Below are 17,856 nucleotides of genomic sequence, written 5' to 3'. Positions count from 1 at the left end.
GTCAGTATAATAAAACTATTGAGAATTGATTTTCTAAATCTCAGCTCAGAGAATTGGCGGTGCTGCGAGCCATGTGAGAGGAAAAATCATGCTACTCATGTTTCAAACTAAATAGCTAATGAGAATGACAAGTTCATTGAATGAAGGTGGTACCGCGGTTTTTCGCCCTTCATACAAGGAACTTGTCTTTTATCTTGACTCTGGAGGTAAAGCGATGAAGACCTATCTTGTCAAACAAAAATTTCGCCTAGGAGGCGAACGCTTTGATATCAAGGACGATCGAGGAGTAGTGAACTATCAGGTGGAGGGATCTTTTTTCCAAATTCCTAAGACCTTTACCATCTATGATGCCCAAGGACAGACAGTTAGTCAGATCAGCAAAATCTTTCTAACATTTTTGCCTCGGTTTGAAATCAAGCTCAGTGATGGGACAAGCTTTTATATTCGCAAGAAACTGACTTTCTTTCGTGATAAGTATGAGTTTGATGATTTAGGCCTTCGTATCGAGGGCAATATCTGGGATTTGAATTTTAAATTACTAGATGATCGCGATCAAGTTGTGGCAGAGATTACCAAGGAGCTTTTCCATCTGACCTCCACTTATCAGGTGAGTGTCTATGATGAGGCTTACTCAGATTTGGTTATTTCCCTCTGCGTCGCCATTGACTATGTGGAAATGCTGGAAAGTTCATCATAAAAAACATTAAAAAGATTTAAGGAGAAAAATAAAATGAAACAAATGTCAAGTGCTCAAATTCGCCAAATGTGGCTGGATTTCTGGGCAAGCAAAGGCCACTCTGTAGAACCATCAGTCAGCTTGGTTCCTGTAAACGACCCGACTCTTTTGTGGATCAACTCAGGGGTAGCCACTCTTAAGAAATATTTTGACGGGACCATTATCCCTGAAAATCCACGTATTACCAATGCGCAAAAAGCGATTCGTACCAACGACATTGAAAACGTAGGGAAGACTGCGCGTCACCATACCATGTTTGAAATGTTGGGGAACTTCTCTATCGGGGATTACTTCCGTGATGAAGCCATCACTTGGGCTTATGAACTCTTGACAAGCCCAGAGTGGTTTGACTTCCCAGCTGAAAAACTCTACATGACCTACTATCCAGACGATAAAGATTCTTATAACCGCTGGATTGAAGTGGGAGTGGACCCAAGTCACTTGATCCCAATCGAAGATAACTTCTGGGAAATCGGTGCCGGACCTTCTGGCCCTGATACTGAGATCTTCTTTGACCGTGGAGAAGCATTTGACCCAGAAAATATCGGTCTTCGTCTCCTTGCCGAAGATATCGAAAACGACCGTTATATCGAAATCTGGAACATCGTTTTGTCACAATTTAACGCAGATCCTGCTGTTCCTCGTAGTGAATACAAGGAATTGCCACACAAGAACATCGATACGGGCGCTGGTTTGGAGCGTTTGGTGGCGGTTATCCAAGGTGCTAAGACAAACTTTGAAACAGACCTCTTCATGCCGATTATCCGTGAAGTTGAGAAATTGTCAGGTAAGGTCTACGACCAAGATGGCGATAACATGAGCTTCAAGGTCATCGCTGACCACATCCGTTCACTTTCATTTGCCATCGGTGATGGTGCTCTTCCAGGTAATGAAGGCCGTGGTTATGTCCTTCGTCGTCTGCTTCGCCGTGCTTCAATGCATGGTCAAAAATTGGGCATCAACGAGCCTTTCCTTTACAAACTCGTTCCAACTGTTGGAAAAATCATGGAAAGCTACTACCCAGAAGTGCTTGAAAAACGTGACTTTATCGAGAAAATCGTTAAGAGCGAGGAAGAATCATTTGCCCGTACCCTTCACTCAGGTCAACACTTTGCCCAAGGCATCGTAGCAGACTTGAAAGAAAAAGGTCAATCAGTGATCGCTGGACAAGACGTTTTCAAACTCTACGACACTTATGGATTCCCAGTTGAATTGACAGAAGAAATCGCAGAAGAAGCTGGCATGACTGTAGACCGTGAAGGTTTTGAAGCAGCCATGAAAGAGCAACAAGAACGTGCGCGTGCGTCAGCTGTCAAGGGTGGTTCAATGGGGATGCAAAATGAAACCCTTCAAAACATCACTGTTGAGAGCGTCTTTAACTATGAAGCATCACAATTGCCTTCAAAATTGGTGGCCATCGTAGCGGACAATGCAGAAGTTGAAACTGTCTCTGAAGGAACTGCCTCTCTTATCTTTGCGGAGACTCCATTCTACGCTGAGATGGGTGGACAGGTTGCTGACCACGGTCAAATCTTGGATGCTGCTGGAAATGTTGTGGCTACGGTGACAGATGTTCAAAAAGCACCAAATGGCCAACCATTGCACACAGTTGAAGTCCATGCTCCGCTTGCTTTGAACCAAGAATACACACTTAGCATCGACACCAATCGTCGTCTTCGTGTCATGAAAAACCACACAGCGACTCACTTGCTCCATGCAGCCCTTCACAATATCCTTGGAAGCCACGCAACTCAAGCAGGTTCACTTAATGAAGTCGAATTCCTCCGCTTTGACTTTACGCACTTCCAAGCTGTGACGGCAGAAGAACTTCGTGCAATTGAACAAGAAGTCAATGAGAAAATCTGGGAAGCAATCGCAGTGGAAACTGTTGAGACTGATATTGAGACAGCTAAAGAAATGGGAGCTATGGCCCTTTTTGGTGAGAAATACGGTAAGGAAGTCCGTGTTGTGACGATTGGCGATTACTCTGTTGAGCTTTGTGGTGGTACCCACGTTGGCAACACTTCTGAGATTGGTCTCTTCAAGATTGTCAAAGAAGAAGGGATCGGATCAGGAACTCGCCGTATCTTGGCTGTGACTGGTAAGGAAGCCTTTGAAGCCTACCGTGAGCAAGAAGACGCTCTGAAAGCAGTCGCAGCAACCTTGAAAGCACCTCAACTCAAGGAAGTACCTCATAAAGTTGAAGGCCTTCAAGAGCAACTCCGTCAACTCCAAAAAGAAAATGCAGAATTGAAAGAAAAAGCCGCAGCCGCAGCTGCTGGCGATGTCTTCAAGGACGTGAAGGAAGTTAACGGCCACCGTTACATTGCAAGTCAAGTTTCTGTATCAGATGCTGGTGCCCTTCGTACCTTTGCAGATAACTGGAAACAAAAAGACTACTCTGACTTGCTTGTTCTAGTGGCAACTATTGGTGACAAAGTCAATGTCCTCGTAGCTAGCAAGACTAAAGACCTTCATGCAGGAAACCTTGTCAAAGAATTGGCTCCAATCGTCGATGGACGTGGTGGTGGTAAACCAGACATGGCCATGGCAGGAGGAAGCAACCAAGCGAAAATCCAAGACTTGTTGGATGCCGTAGCAGGTAAATTGTAATAGACTTTTTAAGATCAGGATTCAGTCCTGGTCTTTTTTACTTCTTTTTTGTAAAGGATCCAAGTCTTTATGACAAAAATCTTTATTTTTTTGACAAATATACTTGTCAAAAAGAAAAGAATCTGTTACAATGTATTTAAGTTAAGAAGAAAAGATAAAAGGAGGGACTAATGGAGATACTGTTTTGGTGTCTACTTCCGATATTTTCTGGTTTGTGGCTGATGTCATCCAGTGAATTGAAAAATGTAAAAAGGAAGTTGAAACGTTTAGAGAGAAGTAAAGAAAGGAGTGGAGAAATGTCACGTTTTTTTAAAGAAATGATTGGGAAAAAACCGATCATCATCGGTGAAGTTTTTGGGACAGATTGCTGGGAGGTAGTTGATGCTGATGAGGATTGGGTTAAGCTGAGGAATACTAATAAAAAGGGTCAAACAAGAATCAAGCTCATGCGCATTGACGATATCAAGTCTGTTGAACTGAAAGAAGACTGAGAGGTGTTGTCATGAAGCTGAAAAATCGCCTTAAAGAGCTAAGGGCTAGAGACGGACTGAATCAAACTGACTTAGCCAAGAAAGCCGGCGTGTCGCGGCAAACGATTAGCTTGCTGGAGCGGGATGAATACACGCCCTCCGTGGTCATTGCTCTCAAAATTGCTCAGATTTTCAACGAAAGTGTCGAAAATGTCTTTCGCCTAGTGGAGGAAGAGTAGGCCGTTAGGAGTAATCAGTTGCTGGAGAAATTTTATGCTAGCCATCTTGTCTTGAAGACTAGTAAGCAAGTTCTGTATCAGAGTAGTACTTGAGCTGATCCTGATAAGCTGTGTAAGTATATTAGTGCTTTCCGTAAGTGAGAGAAAGTAAAACAAGGAGAAAAACAATGCAAGAATTTATGGAAAACTTTAAAGTTAACGAAGAACAAGCAAAAATTGCTGGTGTTTGCGCAGGTTTGGCAGATTATTTTGGGATAAAAGTAGCTTATATTCGTCTGATCTTCGCAGTTGTAGTGCTAGCATCAACTGAGCTAGGGATTTTTGTAGCCTTGGGCTATGCCTATCTGGCAGGATGGTTCCAAAAGGATTATTTGTGGAATAAAATGAGCAAAAAAGTCAGAAATCACTTTATTTTTCTGATGACAGTGCTGATTATTTTACCTTTATTTGGCCGTGAAATACTGGAAGTTGCCTCTGACTTTATTAGTCAAGTCATGGCTTGGCTGACTGCGCTTATTTAAGAATAGGAGAAAACAATGTCAACAAAGAAAAGAATATTGAGAAATATCGGCATCTTAATTCTTGCTGTTATATTAGGAGGAGTAGTTGGTTTTATAATGGCTCATTTTGAGCATTTCTCTTGGCCGACCGTCTTAAATGTTGAACTGCTGAAGAACATTGGTCGAGCGAGTTTATTTATTCTCTATCCCGTAACCTTTTTCTTGCTCTATCAGACGCATAAAGTTCACGGGGCTTACCAGAGAGAAGAAGATGATGATAAAAGCTATGAGCTCTATCGTCAAACTTTTAAAACCCTAGAATATGCGACGATTTTATATAATATTTCGTCTGCTCTGACTCTATTCACCCTCTTTGTAGGAGTGAGCTACCTAGGTCCGCTACTAGGGTCAGACATGACGATTGACATTCCATTTTATGATATTGCACTGTTTCTTGCTTTGATTTTAGGTCAAATTCTTGTGTTGAAAACCACTCAGAAGGTTCGTCAATATAAATTATCTGCTATGCCAACCATTGAGGAGATGAAGGACTATGCGCTGTCCTATGATGAAGGGGAGTTGCAGGCTCATTATGAACAAAGCTTTTTGACCCTCTTCAACCTCAATCAGCGCCTCATTCCAGGACTTTATGTCTTACTCTTTATTCTTGGAGTTGGGACACCAATGCAGGTCGTATCTGGCATGATTGTATTAACCATTATTTTTGTCTATATCAATGCTGAGTCTTATCAAGCAGTTAAAAGATATTTCAAATAAGCTGTTTGTCAGCTAAAAAGGAGTTCATCATGAAATTAATCAAAAAAATCAACTTTATGGAAGAAAAGAAATATGTAATCGGGCTAAATGTAGCGGGGCTCTTGCTGATTTTTCCTTTCTCCATGCTTTTTGCGAAATTGACCCAGCTAATCTTCCGAGCCGATCATTATGATTTTTCGGGTCTAGATCTTGCCTATTTGTTAGTTTTTACCTTTATACTTGTCATCATCCATGAGTATATCCACGGTTTCTTCTTCAAGTTTTTCGGTAAAGGGAAAGCCAAGGTCAAGTTTGGTTTTAAAAATGGGATGGCCTATGCGACTAGTCCAGGTACCTTCTACCATCGTAAGGACTTCTTGGTTATTGGTTTGGCACCCTTTGTTTTGATTAGCCTACTCCTGACTTTATTGGCCATGCTGGGCTTGCTCAGTTCAACTCTCTACATGCCTCTAGCTAGTCTTCATGCAGCGGGCTGTGTTGGTGACTTTTACATCGCTTTGCTGTTGTTGGGGCAGACTGATGATATTCTGGTCGAGGATACGGAGGTCGGGATGAATTTGTACCAGAAAGAAGAGTCTAGTCAGGACTAGGAATCACTGGCATTAGATACTTCTTGTAAAATGAGTATTAAAGAGTAACATACTTGATAATTTAAAGATTTGGAGCAATGTTGATCTTGCCTAAATGGATGGCAGTGTGATACTAAGTTTAAATTTAAGACAAATGAAACCCGAAAGATTAGAAGTTCCTTCGGGTTTTGTATATAAGAGGAAAAATGATTAGACAAGTTCGTCAATAGAAGTGTAATCGAGATTTAAGCCTTCTGCAACAGGTTGGCTAGTGATGTGGCCATGATAAGTTGTGACACCTTCACGCAATCCAGCGTCGTCTGCAATAGCTTGTTTGAAGCCTTTGCCAGCCAAGGCTTCGATATAAGGAAGGGTGACATTGGTCAGGGCGATGGTAGAAGTGCGAGCCACGGCACCAGGGATATTGGCTACTGCATAGTGGAGAACACCGTGTTTCTCATAAACTGGCTCATCGTGGGTTGTCACGCGGTCAGCGGTCTCGATAACGCCACCTTGGTCAACGGCCACGTCAACAATGACAGAACCAGGGCGCATTTGCTTCACCATATCGTCAGTCACCAGTTTTGGAGCCTTAGCACCAGGAATAAGCACGGCTCCAATCACGACATCTGCTTCACGGACGCTTGCCTCAATGTTAAATGGATTGGACATGAGGGTTTGGATCTGGTTGCCAAAGACTTCTTCCAATACGGATAGACGTTTGGCGCTAATATCGAGAATCGTAACTTGAGCGCCTAGTCCCAGAGCGATACGAGCTGCATGAGTTCCTACAACACCGCCTCCGATGATGGTGACTTTACCTTTTGGCACGCCTGGTACACCGCCAAGGAGAACGCCAGAACCACCTGCCTGCTTGGTTAGGAACTGAGCTCCGATTTGAACAGCCATACGACCTGCAACCTCACTCATTGGAATCAAGAGTGGAAGATGTCCTTGGCCGTCACGAACGGTTTCATAGGCTACACTAGCGGTTTTAGCAGCTACCATAGCTTGAGCTAATTCGGGAGCAGCGGCCATGTGCAGGTAAGTGAAGAGTAGAAGGTCATCACGCAAGAACTGGTATTCAGTTTCCAGCGGTTCTTTAACCTTAACAACCAACTCAGCTGCCCAAGCTTCAGCAGCAGTGGCAACGATTTTTGCACCTTGCTTTTCATAGTCTGCATCTGCAAAGCCAGATCCAAGTCCAGCATTTGTCTCGATCAGCACCTGATGGCCTTTTCCTACAAGGCTGTGCACACCAGCTGGCGTCAGGGCAACGCGATTTTCATTATTTTTAATTTCTCTTGGAATTCCGATTAACATATAGCTTTACTCCTTTTTCTGACGCTAGGATCTCCGAATACAGGACTACAAAGGAACCTAGGTCAATTATTGTGATGTTTTCATTTTAAAGGAAACTGTCGCAAAAAGCAAGAAAAAAAGGATTGTTTTAGGCAGGGAATTATGCTATTCTGATAAGAAAAATCAGGAGGAAGAGATGGAAAATATCTATGTTAAACTAAGCCAACATTCCAGAATTGAGACGGAACGATTAATCTTGCGCCCAGTGACTTTGGATGACGCACCAGCCATGTTTGAATATGCTTCGGATGAGGAAAATGTTCGCTATACCTTTGCGACCAACAAAAATCTAGAAGAAACCCGCAATAATATTGCCTTGTTTTACTTGGCTAATCCTTTGGGGCGCTGGGGCATTGAGCTGAAGGAGACTGGCGACTTTATCGGAACGATTGACCTGCATAAGATTCGCTTGGACTTGAAAACGGCAGCTATCGGTTATATTATCAATAAAAAATACTGGAATCAGGGCTATACGACGGAGGCCAATCGGGCGGTGCTTGAGCTGGCTTTTGAGGAAATCGGGATGAATAAAATTGTAGCGCTGCACGATGCGGATAATCCAGCATCTGGTCGTGTCATGCAAAAGTCAGGCATGATCTTTTCGCACGAAGAACCGTACGCAGCCATGGACAAGCATGAGGAAGGACGCATAGTGACACGGGTGCATTATTATCTGACTAGGGACCAATATTTTGCAAAAAAATGAGAAAGAATATTGACAAGTATCTATCTACATGATATAGTAGATAGGTAATGCTGATTTAGCTCAGTAGGCAGAGCGCATCCATGGTAAGGATGAGGTCGCCGGTTCGATCCCGGCAATTAGCATAAATACACAGAGAAAACCCTTTATTTACAAGGGTTTTTGTTATGTTTGCCCCAGATCTGCCCCAAAATATTTTAAAATTCAACCATATTTGTCCGAACGAAAATAAAAAAGTATGTTAAAACAAGGTTCTTATTCTGTTTATTCAGGACAAAATGAGTGCAAAATGCTACCAATTAGCACTTGATAGAAGAGTCTGGGACAAAAGTCCTAGCCTCTTGCTTGCCTTTGGATTGTCGAGCAAGACGCAGTGGTTGAGTGGGCTCTACTAGGCTGATTTCATCAGCTTTTACAGCCCTACTCAACTGTGCGGAGGTGGGACAACGAAATCGAATTCTAACGAATTACCGATTTCTGTCCCACTCTCTTTTTGGTTTTAAATCAGGATTTCTCCTAGTTCAAAATGTATGCTTGCGTCCTCATAGGCGCCTAAATATGGTATAATAAAAGTAATATTAGCAAGGCAGGTAAAATATGTATATCGAAATGGTGGATGAAACCGGTCAGGTTTCTCAAGAAATCATCAAGCAGACTCAGGAAATCTTGGAGTTTGCGGCTCAGAAAACGGGCAAAGAAAATAAGGAAATGGCTGTGACCTTTGTGACCAATGAGCGCAGCCATGAGCTCAACTTAGAATATCGAGACACGGATCGGCCGACGGATGTCATCAGTCTGGAATACAAGCCAGAGCTGGATATTGCCTTTGACGAGGAAGATTTGGCGGACAATCCTGAGCTGGCTGAGATGCTGGAGGATTTTGATGCTTATATCGGCGAGCTCTTCATTTCGGTGGACAAGGCGCGGGAGCAGGCGGAAGAATATGGCCACAGCTTTGAACGGGAGATGGGCTTTTTGGCGGTGCATGGTTTTCTGCATATCAACGGCTATGATCATTATACGCCGGAAGAAGAAGCAGAAATGTTTGGCTTACAGGAAGAAATTTTGACAGCTTATGGACTTACAAGACAATAGAAATAACAAGCGCAAATGGAAAAATCGAGATGTCATATCGAGTTTGGAGTTTGCTCTGACGGGGATTTTCACAGCTTTTAAGGAAGAAAAGAATATGCGGAGCCATGTTCTTTCAGCCGTAGCTGCCATCATTGCAGGTTTGATTTTTCGGATTTCAGCGATGGAGTGGCTTTTCTTGCTGCTAAGTATCTTTTTGGTGATCGCTTTTGAAATCATGAATTCAGCCGTTGAAAATGTTGTGGATCTGGCTAGTGATTATCACTTTTCTATGCGGGCTAAGAATGCCAAGGATATGGCAGCTGGTGCAGTTTTGGTGGTTTCTGGTTTCGCAGTTATCACAGGTTTGATTATCTTTCTGCCAAAACTGTGGGATATTATTTTTTAGATAAGGAATAGAAGAATGACTTTTAAATCAGGCTTTGTAGCCATTTTAGGTCGACCAAATGTCGGCAAATCAACTTTTTTGAATCATGTCATGGGGCAAAAAATTGCCATCATGAGTGATAAGGCTCAGACGACACGCAATAAGATTATGGGCATTTATACGACGGATAAGGAGCAGATTGTCTTTATCGACACGCCGGGAATTCACAAGCCCAAGACGGCTCTAGGTGATTTTATGGTGGAAGCGGCTTATAGCACGCTGCGTGAGGTGGATACTGTCCTCTTCATGGTGCCGGCTGATGAGCCGCGTGGCAAGGGCGATGACATGATTATCGAACGCCTGAAAGCGGCTAAGGTGCCAGTGATTTTGGTGGTCAATAAGATTGACAAAGTTCATCCGGATCAACTTCTGGCTCAGATTGATGACTTCCGTAACCAGATGGATTTCAAAGAAATCGTGCCGATTTCAGCCTTGCAGGGTAATAATGTTTCCCGTCTGATTGATATCCTTAGTGAAAACCTGGAGGAAGGTTTCCAATATTTCCCAGAAGACCAAATTACCGACCATCCAGAGCGTTTCTTGGTTTCAGAAATGATCCGTGAAAAGGTTCTCCACTTGACTCGTGAAGAAATTCCTCACTCAGTCGCAGTAGTGGTTGACTCTATGAAGCGTGACGATGAGACAGATAAGGTTCATATCCGAGCTACCATTATGGTCGAGCGTGATAGCCAAAAGGGCATCATCATCGGAAAAGGTGGCGCTATGCTCAAGAAAATTGGGACCATGGCTCGTCGCGATATCGAGCTCATGCTGGGGGACAAGGTCTTCCTCGAAACCTGGGTCAAGGTCAAGAAAAACTGGCGGGATAAGAAGCTGGACTTGGCGGACTTTGGCTATAATGAGAAGGAATATTAAAAGAGCAAGAATTTTTCATTTTTGATTATTGATTGAATCGTAGATAGGAAACTAGAATGAATAAAGACTACATTTCCTATATTCGCTCCAAGGTTGGGCATGATAGAGTTATCCTGAATTTTGCTGGTGGAATTCTGGCAGACGAGGAGGGTCGTGTGCTTCTGCAGTTGCGAGGCGATAAGAAAACATGGGCGATTCCTGGTGGAGCTATGGAGCTCGAGGAGACTTCTTTGCAAGCAGCCGTGCGCGAATTTTACGAAGAGACAGGCATTGCTGTTGAAGCCAAGCGCTTGCTGAATGTCTACACTAATTTTGCTGAAACTTATCCTAATGGTGACAAAGTGCAGACAGTTGTCTTTCTGTATGAATTGCAGGCACTGGAGAATGTTGATATTTCCAATTTTCACAATGAGGAAACACTGCGTTTAGGCTTTTTTTCTAAAGAAGAAATAGCAGAGCTGGAAAATGTATCGGATAAACACCGCCTGATGCTGGATGAGTATTTCTCGGATAGCTTTGCTATGGGACATTGAGTTGAGATTGCCATAATCAGTGATTAGTTTAATTTTTTAAGGAGGCAGGGCAATGGAATTTGTAAATCTTTTAGTGGAAAATGTGGAACGAGCCGAGGAGCGTTTTTTGTCGGCGCTGACTAATTTATCTGTGGAAGAAGCGAATGCTTTTCCGGTTGCGGATACAGTTCCGTCCATTAAGTCTGTGACTTGGTTGACTTGGCATACGGCGCGGGAGCTGGATTTTCAGATTGCTGATTTAGCAAAGACTAATCCAGTCTGGTTTTCTAAAGGTTGGAAGAAAAAATTTGCTTTGGATTTACCAGATGATACGGAAGATTGGCATCACACTCCTCAAGAAGCGCATAAAGTTGTGGTGACAGATATTGATTTTCTTAAAGGTTATCTGTCTGATGCGGTTGCGGCAACAATTGCTTATTTATCAGAGGTGAATGAAGACAGTCTGGACGATGTTATTGATGAGAATTGGACTCCAGCTGTTAAGCGTGGGAATCGCTTAGTATCGATCATTGACGATGCTGCTATGCATTCAGGTCAGGCAATCTATGCTCGCCGCCTGCTAAGAAGAGAAGATTGAAAAAGGTAATGGTAGGGGAAATTCGAGCGGTCGAAAAATCTCATCTAGCTGACTGGGCTTACTTTGCTCATTTAGCTTGGAAGACAGAGAAAAAGAAATTACTAGCAGCATTTTCTGAAGGCAAATTTCCTAATGAATTTTTATACTACTTAGAGGGAGAAGCCGTTGCTTGGATCAGCTTATCTATGCGTTCGGAGTATGTGGAAGGAGCAGAGCAACTTCCTATCGCATATATTGAAGGCATAGCGGTAGCACCTGCTTTTCAAAGAAATGGCATCGCTCATCAACTTCTAGAGTTTGCACAGTCGTGGGCGAAAGAAAAAGGAGTGTACCAGCTAGCTTCAGATTGTGATATGGACAATGCAGTCAGTCAAGCTTTTCACAAGAGTGCGGGATTTGAAGAAATAAGTCGAACTGTTCATTATATGTTACATTTGGATAAGAAAGGATAAAGATTTTATGCCCGAATTACCAGAAGTAGAAACGGTACGCCGTGGTTTAGAGCGGCTGGTTAAAGGAAAAGAGATTGAAAAGGTAGATGTCCGTTATGCCAAGATGGTTAGTACGGGAGTAGATGCTTTTGTCCATGACTTGCCAGGTCAGACCATTGAAAAGATTGGCCGTCGGGGCAAGTATTTGCTCTTTTATCTGACGGGTGGAGTGCTGGTTTCCCATCTGCGAATGGAAGGCAAGTATCTTTTTTATCCTGATGCAGTACCTGAGCGAAAGCATGCCCATGTCTTTTTCGAGATGACGGATGGTGGGACGCTTGTTTATGAGGATGTCCGCAAGTTTGGGACCATGGAGCTCTTGAGAAAGGACCAGCTGGAGGCTTATTTTGCTGCCAGAAAGCTGGGTCCTGAGCCGACAGAGGCGGACTTTCTTTTGCCACCTTTTGCTGCAGCTTTGAGTCGTTCCAAGAAGCCCATCAAACCCTATTTGCTGGAGCAGACCTTGGTCGTTGGTCTGGGCAATATTTATGTAGATGAGGCCCTTTGGCGGGCACGGATTCATCCGGCAAGGTCAGCAGCTAGTCTAAAGCCTGCTGAAGTCAAGCGGCTGCGCGAGCAGATTATTGAAGTTTTGCAGCTGGGGATTGAAAAGAGGGGCTCGACTATTCGAACCTACCGCAATGCTTTGGGCGAAGATGGCACGATGCAGGATTTTCTGCAGGTCTATGGAAAGACTGGTCAACCCTGTGCTAGATGCGGTAGCCCGATTGAGAAAATAAAGCTGGGTGGGCGCGGTACTCATCTTTGTCCTCATTGCCAGAAAGCGAGGTAGCTACCATGGCAAGAATTATCGGTATCACCGGCGGCATTGCTTCGGGTAAGTCAACAGTGACAGAGTTTTTGCGGCAGCAGGGCTACCAAGTCATCGATGCGGATCAAGTGGTGCATGAGCTACAGGAGCCAGGCGGCCGACTTTATCAAGCTCTTTTATCTACTTTTGGCTCAGCCATCTTACAGGAAGATGGGCACTTGGACCGCCCCAAGCTGGGAGCCATGATTTTTGGGAATCCAGACCTCTTGGCCCAGTCCAGCCAGCTTCAGAACGAAATTATCCGCGAGGAACTGGCTCGCAGACGAGACTTGTTGGCAGAGACAGAAACAATCTTTTTCATGGATCTTCCCTTGCTGTTTGAGTTAGAATATGATAACTGGTTTGACCAAATCTGGCTGGTGGATGTAACGGAGGAAACTCAGCTCAGTCGCCTTATGGCACGAAATGCTCTCAGTCAGGAAGAGGCCGAAAAACGCATAGCAGCTCAGCTATCTCTCCGAGAAAAACGCAAGAGGGCGGATGTTCTTATTGAAAATAATGGGAACTTAGAGAACACTTTGGCTCAAGTTGACCAACTTTTAAAAACAGAAAGAAGATGATTCTATCACGGTACAAGTAAATTGGAAACATAATCTGAAAATCGCTTGGTTTGGGAACTTCCTGACAGGTGCCAGCATTTCTCTGGTCACTCCTTTTATGCCCCTTTTTGTGGAGCGGCTAGGAGCGCGTGGTCACGAAGTGGAGTACTATGCTGGTCTGGGTATTGCCCTTTCAGCTGTTTCTGCGGCCTTTCTATCTCCTGTATGGGGCAGTCTGGCTGACCGCTATGGCCGTAAGCCGATGATGATTCGGGCTGCTACGGCTATGGTCTTTACTATGGGCGGCATTGCCTTTGTGCCCAATATTTTCTGGCTTTTAGTCTTACGCTTTCTAAACGGCGTTTTTGCAGGCTATGTGCCCAATAGCACAGCCTTGATTGCTAGTCAGGCTCCTAAGGACAAGACGGGCTATGCGCTGGGAACTTTGGCAACAGGTGTCGTTGCGGGCAATCTCATGGGACCCTTGATTGGTGGAGTGATTGCTGAAATTTTTGGTATCCGCAATGTCTTTCTACTGATTGGCTTTTTCTTTCTAATTGCGACCCTGATGACGGCTGCTTTCATTCGAGAAGATTTTAGACCAGTCACCAAGGAAGAGGAGATTGGCTTTGGGAAACTCATTCGTCAGATTAGATATCCCAAGCTCTTGCCTACTCTTTTTCTGACTAGTTTTGTTATCCAGTTTGCAGCCCAGTCTATTGGCCCAATTCTTTCCCTTTACATTCGGGAGTTAGGTCAAACGGACAATCTGATTTTTGTATCTGGCCTGATTGTTTCGAGTATGGGACTGTCCAGTATGCTGAGTTCGAGTATTTTAGGTCGCGTGGGGGATCGCATGGGCAATCACCGCCTGCTGGTTTTAGCTCAGTTTTATTCCATTATTATTTACCTGCTCTGTGCTCATGCAGGCTCCCCACTCCAACTCGGATTTTATCGATTCTTGTTTGGTTTAGGAACGGGAGCCTTGGTGCCAGGAGTCAATGCTCTATTGAGTAAAATCACGCCTAAGTTTGGGATTTCTCGAATCTTTAGTTACAACCAGATTTTCTTTTATCTGGGTGGTGTCATTGGTCCCATGTCGGGTTCGGCTATTGCAGCGACAGCAGGCTATCATTCAGTCTTTTATGCTACAGCAGGTTTAGTAGCAGTCAGTCTTCTCATCAACCTTTTTTGTTTTGGAAATTTATTGAAAAAGAAGGAAATCTAGTGCGCGTTAAAATTCATTTGAAATGTTCCAGTTGTGGCAGTCAGAACTACCTGACCAGTAAGAATAGTAAAACTCATCCTGACAAGATTGAGGTATTGAAGTACTGTCCCAAGGAAAGAAAAGTAACCTTACATCTTGAATCTAAGTAGATTTTATGGTAAAATAGAAAGGATTTAAGGAGTTTTATTTATGTATAGCCTATTATTAAATATTTTAATCATTTTATCAGGATTTATCGTCATTGCTATTTTTATGCAACCAACCAAAAACCAATCTAGTAACGTGTTTGATTCTAGTGCCAACGACCTTTTTGAGCGGTCTAAAGCACGTGGATTTGAAGCTGTGATGCAGCGTCTGACCGGATTTTTAATCTTTGTCTGGTTGCTGATTGCCTTGATTTTGGCAGTATTATCTAGTAAATAAAATGGGCTCTGACTATGTCTTGGCCTTTTTTTAAAGTTTAAAAGGGGGAATATCAAGAACCCCTCATAGTATAGAAAGAAAGTATGAAAGAAGAAATTATAGAATATTTAAAAGAAAAGCAGCAGGCTAGCGTACATGAGCTGGCAGCTGCTTTGGGGAAAGAGTCTTCCAAGGACTTTAGTAGCTTGGTCAAGACCATCTCCCAGATGGAAAGAAAGCATCAGCTTCGCTTTGATGACAAGGGGCGGATTGAGCTTTATGAGAAGAAAAAGCAGGAGCGTCTGACGCTCAAGGGTGTTTTTCATGCCCACAAGAATGGCTTTGGCTTTGTCACCCTGAATGAAGAAGAGGATGATCTTTTTGTCAGCCGTAATGATGTCAATCATGCTATTGATGGCGATACGGTGGAAGTGGTCATTACCAAGGTAGCAGATCGTATCAAGGGAACATCAGCTGAAGCTAAGATTATTGATATTTTGGAGCACAGCCTGACGTCAGCGGTTGGCCAGCTGGTGTTAGATGAGGAAAAGCCCAAGTATGCGGGCTATATCCGCTCGAAAAATCAGAAAATCCGTCAGCCTATTTATGTCAAAAAACCAGCCATGGTTTTGGACGGCACAGAGGTGCTCAAGGTCGCTATTGACAAATATCCGACCAAGAAACACGATTTCTTTGTGGCCAGTCTGGTCGATGTGGTTGGTCATGTAAACGATCCAGGTATTGATGTACTGGAAGTGCTAGAGTCGATGGATATTGTCTCCGAATTTCCAGAAAAGGTCTTGGAAGAAGCCAAGCGAGTTCCAGATGCACCGACAGAAAGTGATTTGGAAGGACGTTTGGACCTGCGTGAAGAGATTACCTTCACCATCGATGGAGCGGATGCCAAAGACTTGGACGATGCTGTCCATATCAAGCACTTGAAAAATGGTAACTTTGAGCTAGGCGTCCATATCGCAGATGTGTCCTACTATGTCAAAGAAGGCTCTGAGCTGGACAAGGAAGCCCTCAATCGAGCAACCTCAGTCTATGTGACCGACCGCGTGGTGCCTATGCTGCCGGAGCGCCTGTCCAATGGTATCTGCTCCCTCAATCCCAATGTGGACCGACTGACCCAGTCGGCTATTATGGAGATTGATGCCAAGGGGCGCGTGGTCAAGCATACCATCACCCAGTCTATCATTAAAACGACCTTTCGCATGACTTATAGCGATGTCAACGACATCATCGCAGGTGATCAGGAAAAAGTTGAGCAGTTCAAGGATATTGTGCCTAGTATTGACAGCATGGTGCGTCTGCATGAGATTCTGGAAAGCATGCGATTTAAACGCGGTGCGCTCAACTTTGACACCAATGAAGCTAAAATCATCGTCAACAAGGAAGGCCGGCCAGTGGATATTGTCCTGCGTCAGCGGGGGATTGCTGAGCGCATGATTGAGTCCTTTATGCTGGTGGCGAATGAGACGGTGGCCGAGCATTTTGCTAAGTTAAATCTGCCTTTCATCTATCGGATCCACGAGGAGCCTAAGGCGGAGAAGGTGCAGAAGTTTATCGACTATGCCTCTAGCTTTGGGATTCGGATATACGGGACGGCTAGCTCTATGAGTCAGCAAGTTCTGCAAGATATTATGGAGGCGGTCAAAGACCAGCCTTATGAGGATGTTCTGTCCATGATGCTTCTGCGCTCCATGCAGCAGGCTCGCTATTCTGAGCACAATCACGGCCACTATGGTTTGGCAGCGGAGTTTTATACCCACTTCACCAGTCCGATTCGCCGCTATCCAGACCTTCTAGTTCACCGGATGGTACGGGATTATGGCAAGTCTAAGGAAATAGCAGAGCATTTTGAACAAGTGATTCCAGAGATTGCCAGTCAGTCTTCCAGCCGAGAGCGTCGAGCTATCGAGGCCGAGCGTGAAGTCGAAGCCATGAAGAAGGCTGAGTATATGGAAGAATTTGTTGGGGAAGAGTTTGACGGCGTGGTTTCAAGTGTGGTCAAGTTTGGACTCTTCGTCGAACTGCCTAATACGGTCGAGGGCTTGATTCATGTCACCAACTTGCCAGAATTTTACAGCTACAATGAGCGGACTATGACTCTGCAAGGAGAAAAGTCTGGTGTGGTCTTTAAGGTCGGTCAGCAGATTCGGATCAAGCTGGTCCGAGCGGATAAGGCTACGGGCGAGATTGACTTTGAATACCTGCCAAGTGAATTTGACCTAGTAGACAAGACCAGCAAGACTGGCAGAGGCAAGTCAGGTAGAAATAGACGCCGTGAGGATGACAAGCGCAGCCATTCTTCCAAAAAAGAAAAAGGCTACAGAGATAAGAAAGACAAGAAGTCCAAGAAAGGCAAGAGCCAGAAGGCATTTTACAAGGAACTAGTCAAGAAAGGAGCCAAGCATGGCAAAGGGAGAAGGAAAGGTCGTCGCGCAAAATAAAAAGGCCAGACACGACTACACCATCGTAGATACCATCGAGGCCGGCATGGTGCTGACAGGGACGGAGATCAAGAGTGTCCGTGCTGCCCGTATCAATCTCAAAGACGGCTTTGCCCAGATCAAGAACGGTGAGGCCTGGCTCAGCAATGTCCATATCGCCCCTTATGAAGAGGGCAATATCTGGAACCAAGAACCTGAGCGCCGCAGAAAGCTGCTGCTGCATAAGAAGCAGATCCAAAGGCTGGAGCAGGAGACCAAGGGAACTGGGATGACGCTGGTGCCGCTCAAGGTCTATCTCAAGGATGGCTATGCTAAGCTGCTCCTGGGCCTAGCTAAAGGGAAGCACGACTACGACAAGCGCGAGTCTATCAAACGCCGCGAGCAAAACCGTGACATAGCAAGACAGATGAAAAACTTTAATACAAGATGAAAGA

21 protein-coding genes, 1 tRNA gene and 1 pseudogene are annotated in these 17,856 nt (G+C 44.3%); 22 read left to right on the top strand and 1 reads right to left on the bottom strand.

Translation table 11 applies throughout. The annotated features are described in order from the left end of the window. Positions 1 to 118: 118 nt before the first annotated feature. From I872_RS07110 to I872_RS07080, 7 genes and pseudogenes are all read left to right on the top strand, one after another. Positions 119 to 697: an LURP-one-related/scramblase family protein gene (locus I872_RS07110; RefSeq protein WP_172456450.1), complete on the top strand. Its 579-nt coding sequence runs from the start codon at positions 119 to 121 to the stop codon at positions 695 to 697. 33 nt (positions 698 to 730) lie between these two features. Next, a complete protein-coding gene (gene alaS / locus I872_RS07105) occupies positions 731 to 3,349 on the top strand; it encodes an alanine--tRNA ligase (protein ID WP_015605458.1) in 2,619 nt (872 codons plus the stop codon). 69 nt (positions 3,350 to 3,418) lie between these two features. Continuing rightward, positions 3,419 to 3,840: pseudogene (locus I872_RS12495) on the top strand (hypothetical protein). Between the two features lie 11 nt (positions 3,841 to 3,851). Next, positions 3,852 to 4,058, top strand: a complete 207-nt coding sequence (locus tag I872_RS07095; protein ID WP_005590740.1) for a helix-turn-helix transcriptional regulator — start codon at positions 3,852 to 3,854, stop codon at positions 4,056 to 4,058. Positions 4,059 to 4,225: 167 nt separating this feature from the next. Further along, on the top strand, positions 4,226 to 4,579 hold the full coding sequence (locus I872_RS07090; protein WP_015605456.1) for a PspC domain-containing protein: 354 nt from the start codon (positions 4,226 to 4,228) through the stop codon (positions 4,577 to 4,579). 15 nt (positions 4,580 to 4,594) lie between these two features. Then, positions 4,595 to 5,335 carry a DUF3169 family protein gene (locus I872_RS07085; RefSeq protein ID WP_041826821.1) on the top strand — a complete coding sequence of 247 codons (741 nt, stop codon included), beginning with the start codon at positions 4,595 to 4,597 and terminating at the stop codon, positions 5,333 to 5,335. Positions 5,336 to 5,364: 29 nt separating this feature from the next. Further along, positions 5,365 to 5,925 (top strand): DUF3267 domain-containing protein, encoded by a 561-nt coding sequence (locus I872_RS07080; protein ID WP_015605454.1) that lies wholly within the window; start codon positions 5,365 to 5,367, stop codon positions 5,923 to 5,925. 189 nt (positions 5,926 to 6,114) lie between these two features. On the opposite strand, the gene ald is transcribed toward I872_RS07080, so the two are convergent. Beyond that, a complete protein-coding gene (ald, locus tag I872_RS07075) occupies positions 6,115 to 7,227 on the bottom strand; it encodes an alanine dehydrogenase (protein WP_015605453.1) in 1,113 nt (370 codons plus the stop codon). A 175-nt stretch (positions 7,228 to 7,402) separates the two neighbouring features. Between ald and I872_RS07070 the strand changes: the two genes are divergently transcribed. The 15 genes from I872_RS07070 to smpB all read left to right on the top strand — a co-directional run bounded on the left by I872_RS07070 (position 7,403) and on the right by smpB (position 17,852). Then, on the top strand, positions 7,403 to 7,972 hold the full coding sequence (locus I872_RS07070) for a GNAT family N-acetyltransferase (RefSeq protein WP_015605452.1): 570 nt from the start codon (positions 7,403 to 7,405) through the stop codon (positions 7,970 to 7,972). Positions 7,973 to 8,021: 49 nt separating this feature from the next. Beyond that, positions 8,022 to 8,094 (top strand) — tRNA-Thr (locus I872_RS07065). A gap of 472 nt (positions 8,095 to 8,566) precedes the next feature. Further along, entirely contained in the window at positions 8,567 to 9,064 is a 498-nt protein-coding gene (ybeY, locus tag I872_RS07060; RefSeq protein ID WP_015605451.1) for an rRNA maturation RNase YbeY, read from the top strand. Beyond that, positions 9,045 to 9,449 carry a diacylglycerol kinase family protein gene (locus I872_RS12275; RefSeq protein WP_015605450.1) on the top strand — a complete coding sequence of 135 codons (405 nt, stop codon included), beginning with the start codon at positions 9,045 to 9,047 and terminating at the stop codon, positions 9,447 to 9,449. The genes ybeY and I872_RS12275 overlap by 20 nt, the downstream gene beginning before the upstream one ends. Positions 9,450 to 9,464: 15 nt before the next feature. After that, positions 9,465 to 10,364 (top strand): GTPase Era, encoded by a 900-nt coding sequence (era, locus tag I872_RS07050; RefSeq protein ID WP_015605449.1) that lies wholly within the window; start codon positions 9,465 to 9,467, stop codon positions 10,362 to 10,364. Between the two features lie 56 nt (positions 10,365 to 10,420). Further along, positions 10,421 to 10,897: an NUDIX hydrolase gene (locus I872_RS07045; protein ID WP_015605448.1), complete on the top strand. Its 477-nt coding sequence runs from the start codon at positions 10,421 to 10,423 to the stop codon at positions 10,895 to 10,897. Positions 10,898 to 10,949: 52 nt separating this feature from the next. Then, positions 10,950 to 11,474 (top strand): DinB family protein, encoded by a 525-nt coding sequence (locus tag I872_RS07040; protein ID WP_015605447.1) that lies wholly within the window; start codon positions 10,950 to 10,952, stop codon positions 11,472 to 11,474. An 8-nt stretch (positions 11,475 to 11,482) separates the two neighbouring features. Then, positions 11,483 to 11,926, top strand: a complete 444-nt coding sequence (locus I872_RS07035; RefSeq protein ID WP_041826905.1) for a GNAT family N-acetyltransferase — start codon at positions 11,483 to 11,485, stop codon at positions 11,924 to 11,926. Between the two features lie 7 nt (positions 11,927 to 11,933). Then, positions 11,934 to 12,758: a DNA-formamidopyrimidine glycosylase gene (gene mutM / locus I872_RS07030; RefSeq protein WP_015605445.1), complete on the top strand. Its 825-nt coding sequence runs from the start codon at positions 11,934 to 11,936 to the stop codon at positions 12,756 to 12,758. 5 nt (positions 12,759 to 12,763) lie between these two features. Then, on the top strand, positions 12,764 to 13,357 hold the full coding sequence (gene coaE, locus I872_RS07025; RefSeq protein WP_015605444.1) for a dephospho-CoA kinase: 594 nt from the start codon (positions 12,764 to 12,766) through the stop codon (positions 13,355 to 13,357). 4 nt (positions 13,358 to 13,361) lie between these two features. Beyond that, positions 13,362 to 14,564: a multidrug efflux MFS transporter gene (locus tag I872_RS07020; protein WP_306416498.1), complete on the top strand. Its 1,203-nt coding sequence runs from the start codon at positions 13,362 to 13,364 to the stop codon at positions 14,562 to 14,564. Further along, positions 14,564 to 14,713: a 50S ribosomal protein L33 gene (gene rpmG / locus I872_RS11005; RefSeq protein ID WP_005590723.1), complete on the top strand. Its 150-nt coding sequence runs from the start codon at positions 14,564 to 14,566 to the stop codon at positions 14,711 to 14,713. Before I872_RS07020 ends, rpmG begins: the two co-directional genes overlap by 1 nt. A 40-nt stretch (positions 14,714 to 14,753) precedes the next feature. Further along, entirely contained in the window at positions 14,754 to 14,987 is a 234-nt protein-coding gene (gene secG, locus I872_RS07015; protein ID WP_015605442.1) for a preprotein translocase subunit SecG, read from the top strand. Between the two features lie 83 nt (positions 14,988 to 15,070). Then, on the top strand, positions 15,071 to 17,422 hold the full coding sequence (gene rnr / locus I872_RS07010; protein ID WP_015605441.1) for a ribonuclease R: 2,352 nt from the start codon (positions 15,071 to 15,073) through the stop codon (positions 17,420 to 17,422). Beyond that, positions 17,385 to 17,852: an SsrA-binding protein SmpB gene (smpB, locus tag I872_RS07005; RefSeq protein WP_015605440.1), complete on the top strand. Its 468-nt coding sequence runs from the start codon at positions 17,385 to 17,387 to the stop codon at positions 17,850 to 17,852. Before rnr ends, smpB begins: the two co-directional genes overlap by 38 nt. The last annotated feature ends 4 nt before the right edge of the window (positions 17,853 to 17,856 follow it).

It is taken from the genome of Streptococcus cristatus AS 1.3089, from assembly GCF_000385925.1.
Taxonomy (GTDB): domain Bacteria; phylum Bacillota; class Bacilli; order Lactobacillales; family Streptococcaceae; genus Streptococcus; species Streptococcus cristatus_B.
The sequence above is the reverse complement of the archived record's forward strand: the minus strand, read 5'-3'. Positions and strand labels throughout refer to the sequence as shown.

What these genes read in the sequence shown, in the direction of transcription:
- I872_RS07110 (WP_172456450.1), top strand. Translation starts at nt 119, where the DNA reads ATGAGAATGACAAGTTCATTGAATGAAGGTGGTACCGCGGTTTTTCGC.
- alaS (WP_015605458.1), top strand. Translation starts at nt 731, where the DNA reads ATGAAACAAATGTCAAGTGCTCAAATTCGCCAAATGTGGCTGGATTTC.
- I872_RS07095 (WP_005590740.1), top strand. Translation starts at nt 3,852, where the DNA reads ATGAAGCTGAAAAATCGCCTTAAAGAGCTAAGGGCTAGAGACGGACTG.
- I872_RS07090 (WP_015605456.1), top strand. Translation starts at nt 4,226, where the DNA reads ATGCAAGAATTTATGGAAAACTTTAAAGTTAACGAAGAACAAGCAAAA.
- I872_RS07085 (WP_041826821.1), top strand. Translation starts at nt 4,595, where the DNA reads ATGTCAACAAAGAAAAGAATATTGAGAAATATCGGCATCTTAATTCTT.
- I872_RS07080 (WP_015605454.1), top strand. Translation starts at nt 5,365, where the DNA reads ATGAAATTAATCAAAAAAATCAACTTTATGGAAGAAAAGAAATATGTA.
- ald (WP_015605453.1), bottom strand. Translation starts at nt 7,227, where the DNA reads ATGTTAATCGGAATTCCAAGAGAAATTAAAAATAATGAAAATCGCGTT.
- I872_RS07070 (WP_015605452.1), top strand. Translation starts at nt 7,403, where the DNA reads ATGGAAAATATCTATGTTAAACTAAGCCAACATTCCAGAATTGAGACG.
- ybeY (WP_015605451.1), top strand. Translation starts at nt 8,567, where the DNA reads ATGTATATCGAAATGGTGGATGAAACCGGTCAGGTTTCTCAAGAAATC.
- I872_RS12275 (WP_015605450.1), top strand. Translation starts at nt 9,045, where the DNA reads ATGGACTTACAAGACAATAGAAATAACAAGCGCAAATGGAAAAATCGA.
- era (WP_015605449.1), top strand. Translation starts at nt 9,465, where the DNA reads ATGACTTTTAAATCAGGCTTTGTAGCCATTTTAGGTCGACCAAATGTC.
- I872_RS07045 (WP_015605448.1), top strand. Translation starts at nt 10,421, where the DNA reads ATGAATAAAGACTACATTTCCTATATTCGCTCCAAGGTTGGGCATGAT.
- I872_RS07040 (WP_015605447.1), top strand. Translation starts at nt 10,950, where the DNA reads ATGGAATTTGTAAATCTTTTAGTGGAAAATGTGGAACGAGCCGAGGAG.
- I872_RS07035 (WP_041826905.1), top strand. Translation starts at nt 11,483, where the DNA reads ATGGTAGGGGAAATTCGAGCGGTCGAAAAATCTCATCTAGCTGACTGG.
- mutM (WP_015605445.1), top strand. Translation starts at nt 11,934, where the DNA reads ATGCCCGAATTACCAGAAGTAGAAACGGTACGCCGTGGTTTAGAGCGG.
- coaE (WP_015605444.1), top strand. Translation starts at nt 12,764, where the DNA reads ATGGCAAGAATTATCGGTATCACCGGCGGCATTGCTTCGGGTAAGTCA.
- secG (WP_015605442.1), top strand. Translation starts at nt 14,754, where the DNA reads ATGTATAGCCTATTATTAAATATTTTAATCATTTTATCAGGATTTATC.
- rnr (WP_015605441.1), top strand. Translation starts at nt 15,071, where the DNA reads ATGAAAGAAGAAATTATAGAATATTTAAAAGAAAAGCAGCAGGCTAGC.
- smpB (WP_015605440.1), top strand. Translation starts at nt 17,385, where the DNA reads ATGGCAAAGGGAGAAGGAAAGGTCGTCGCGCAAAATAAAAAGGCCAGA.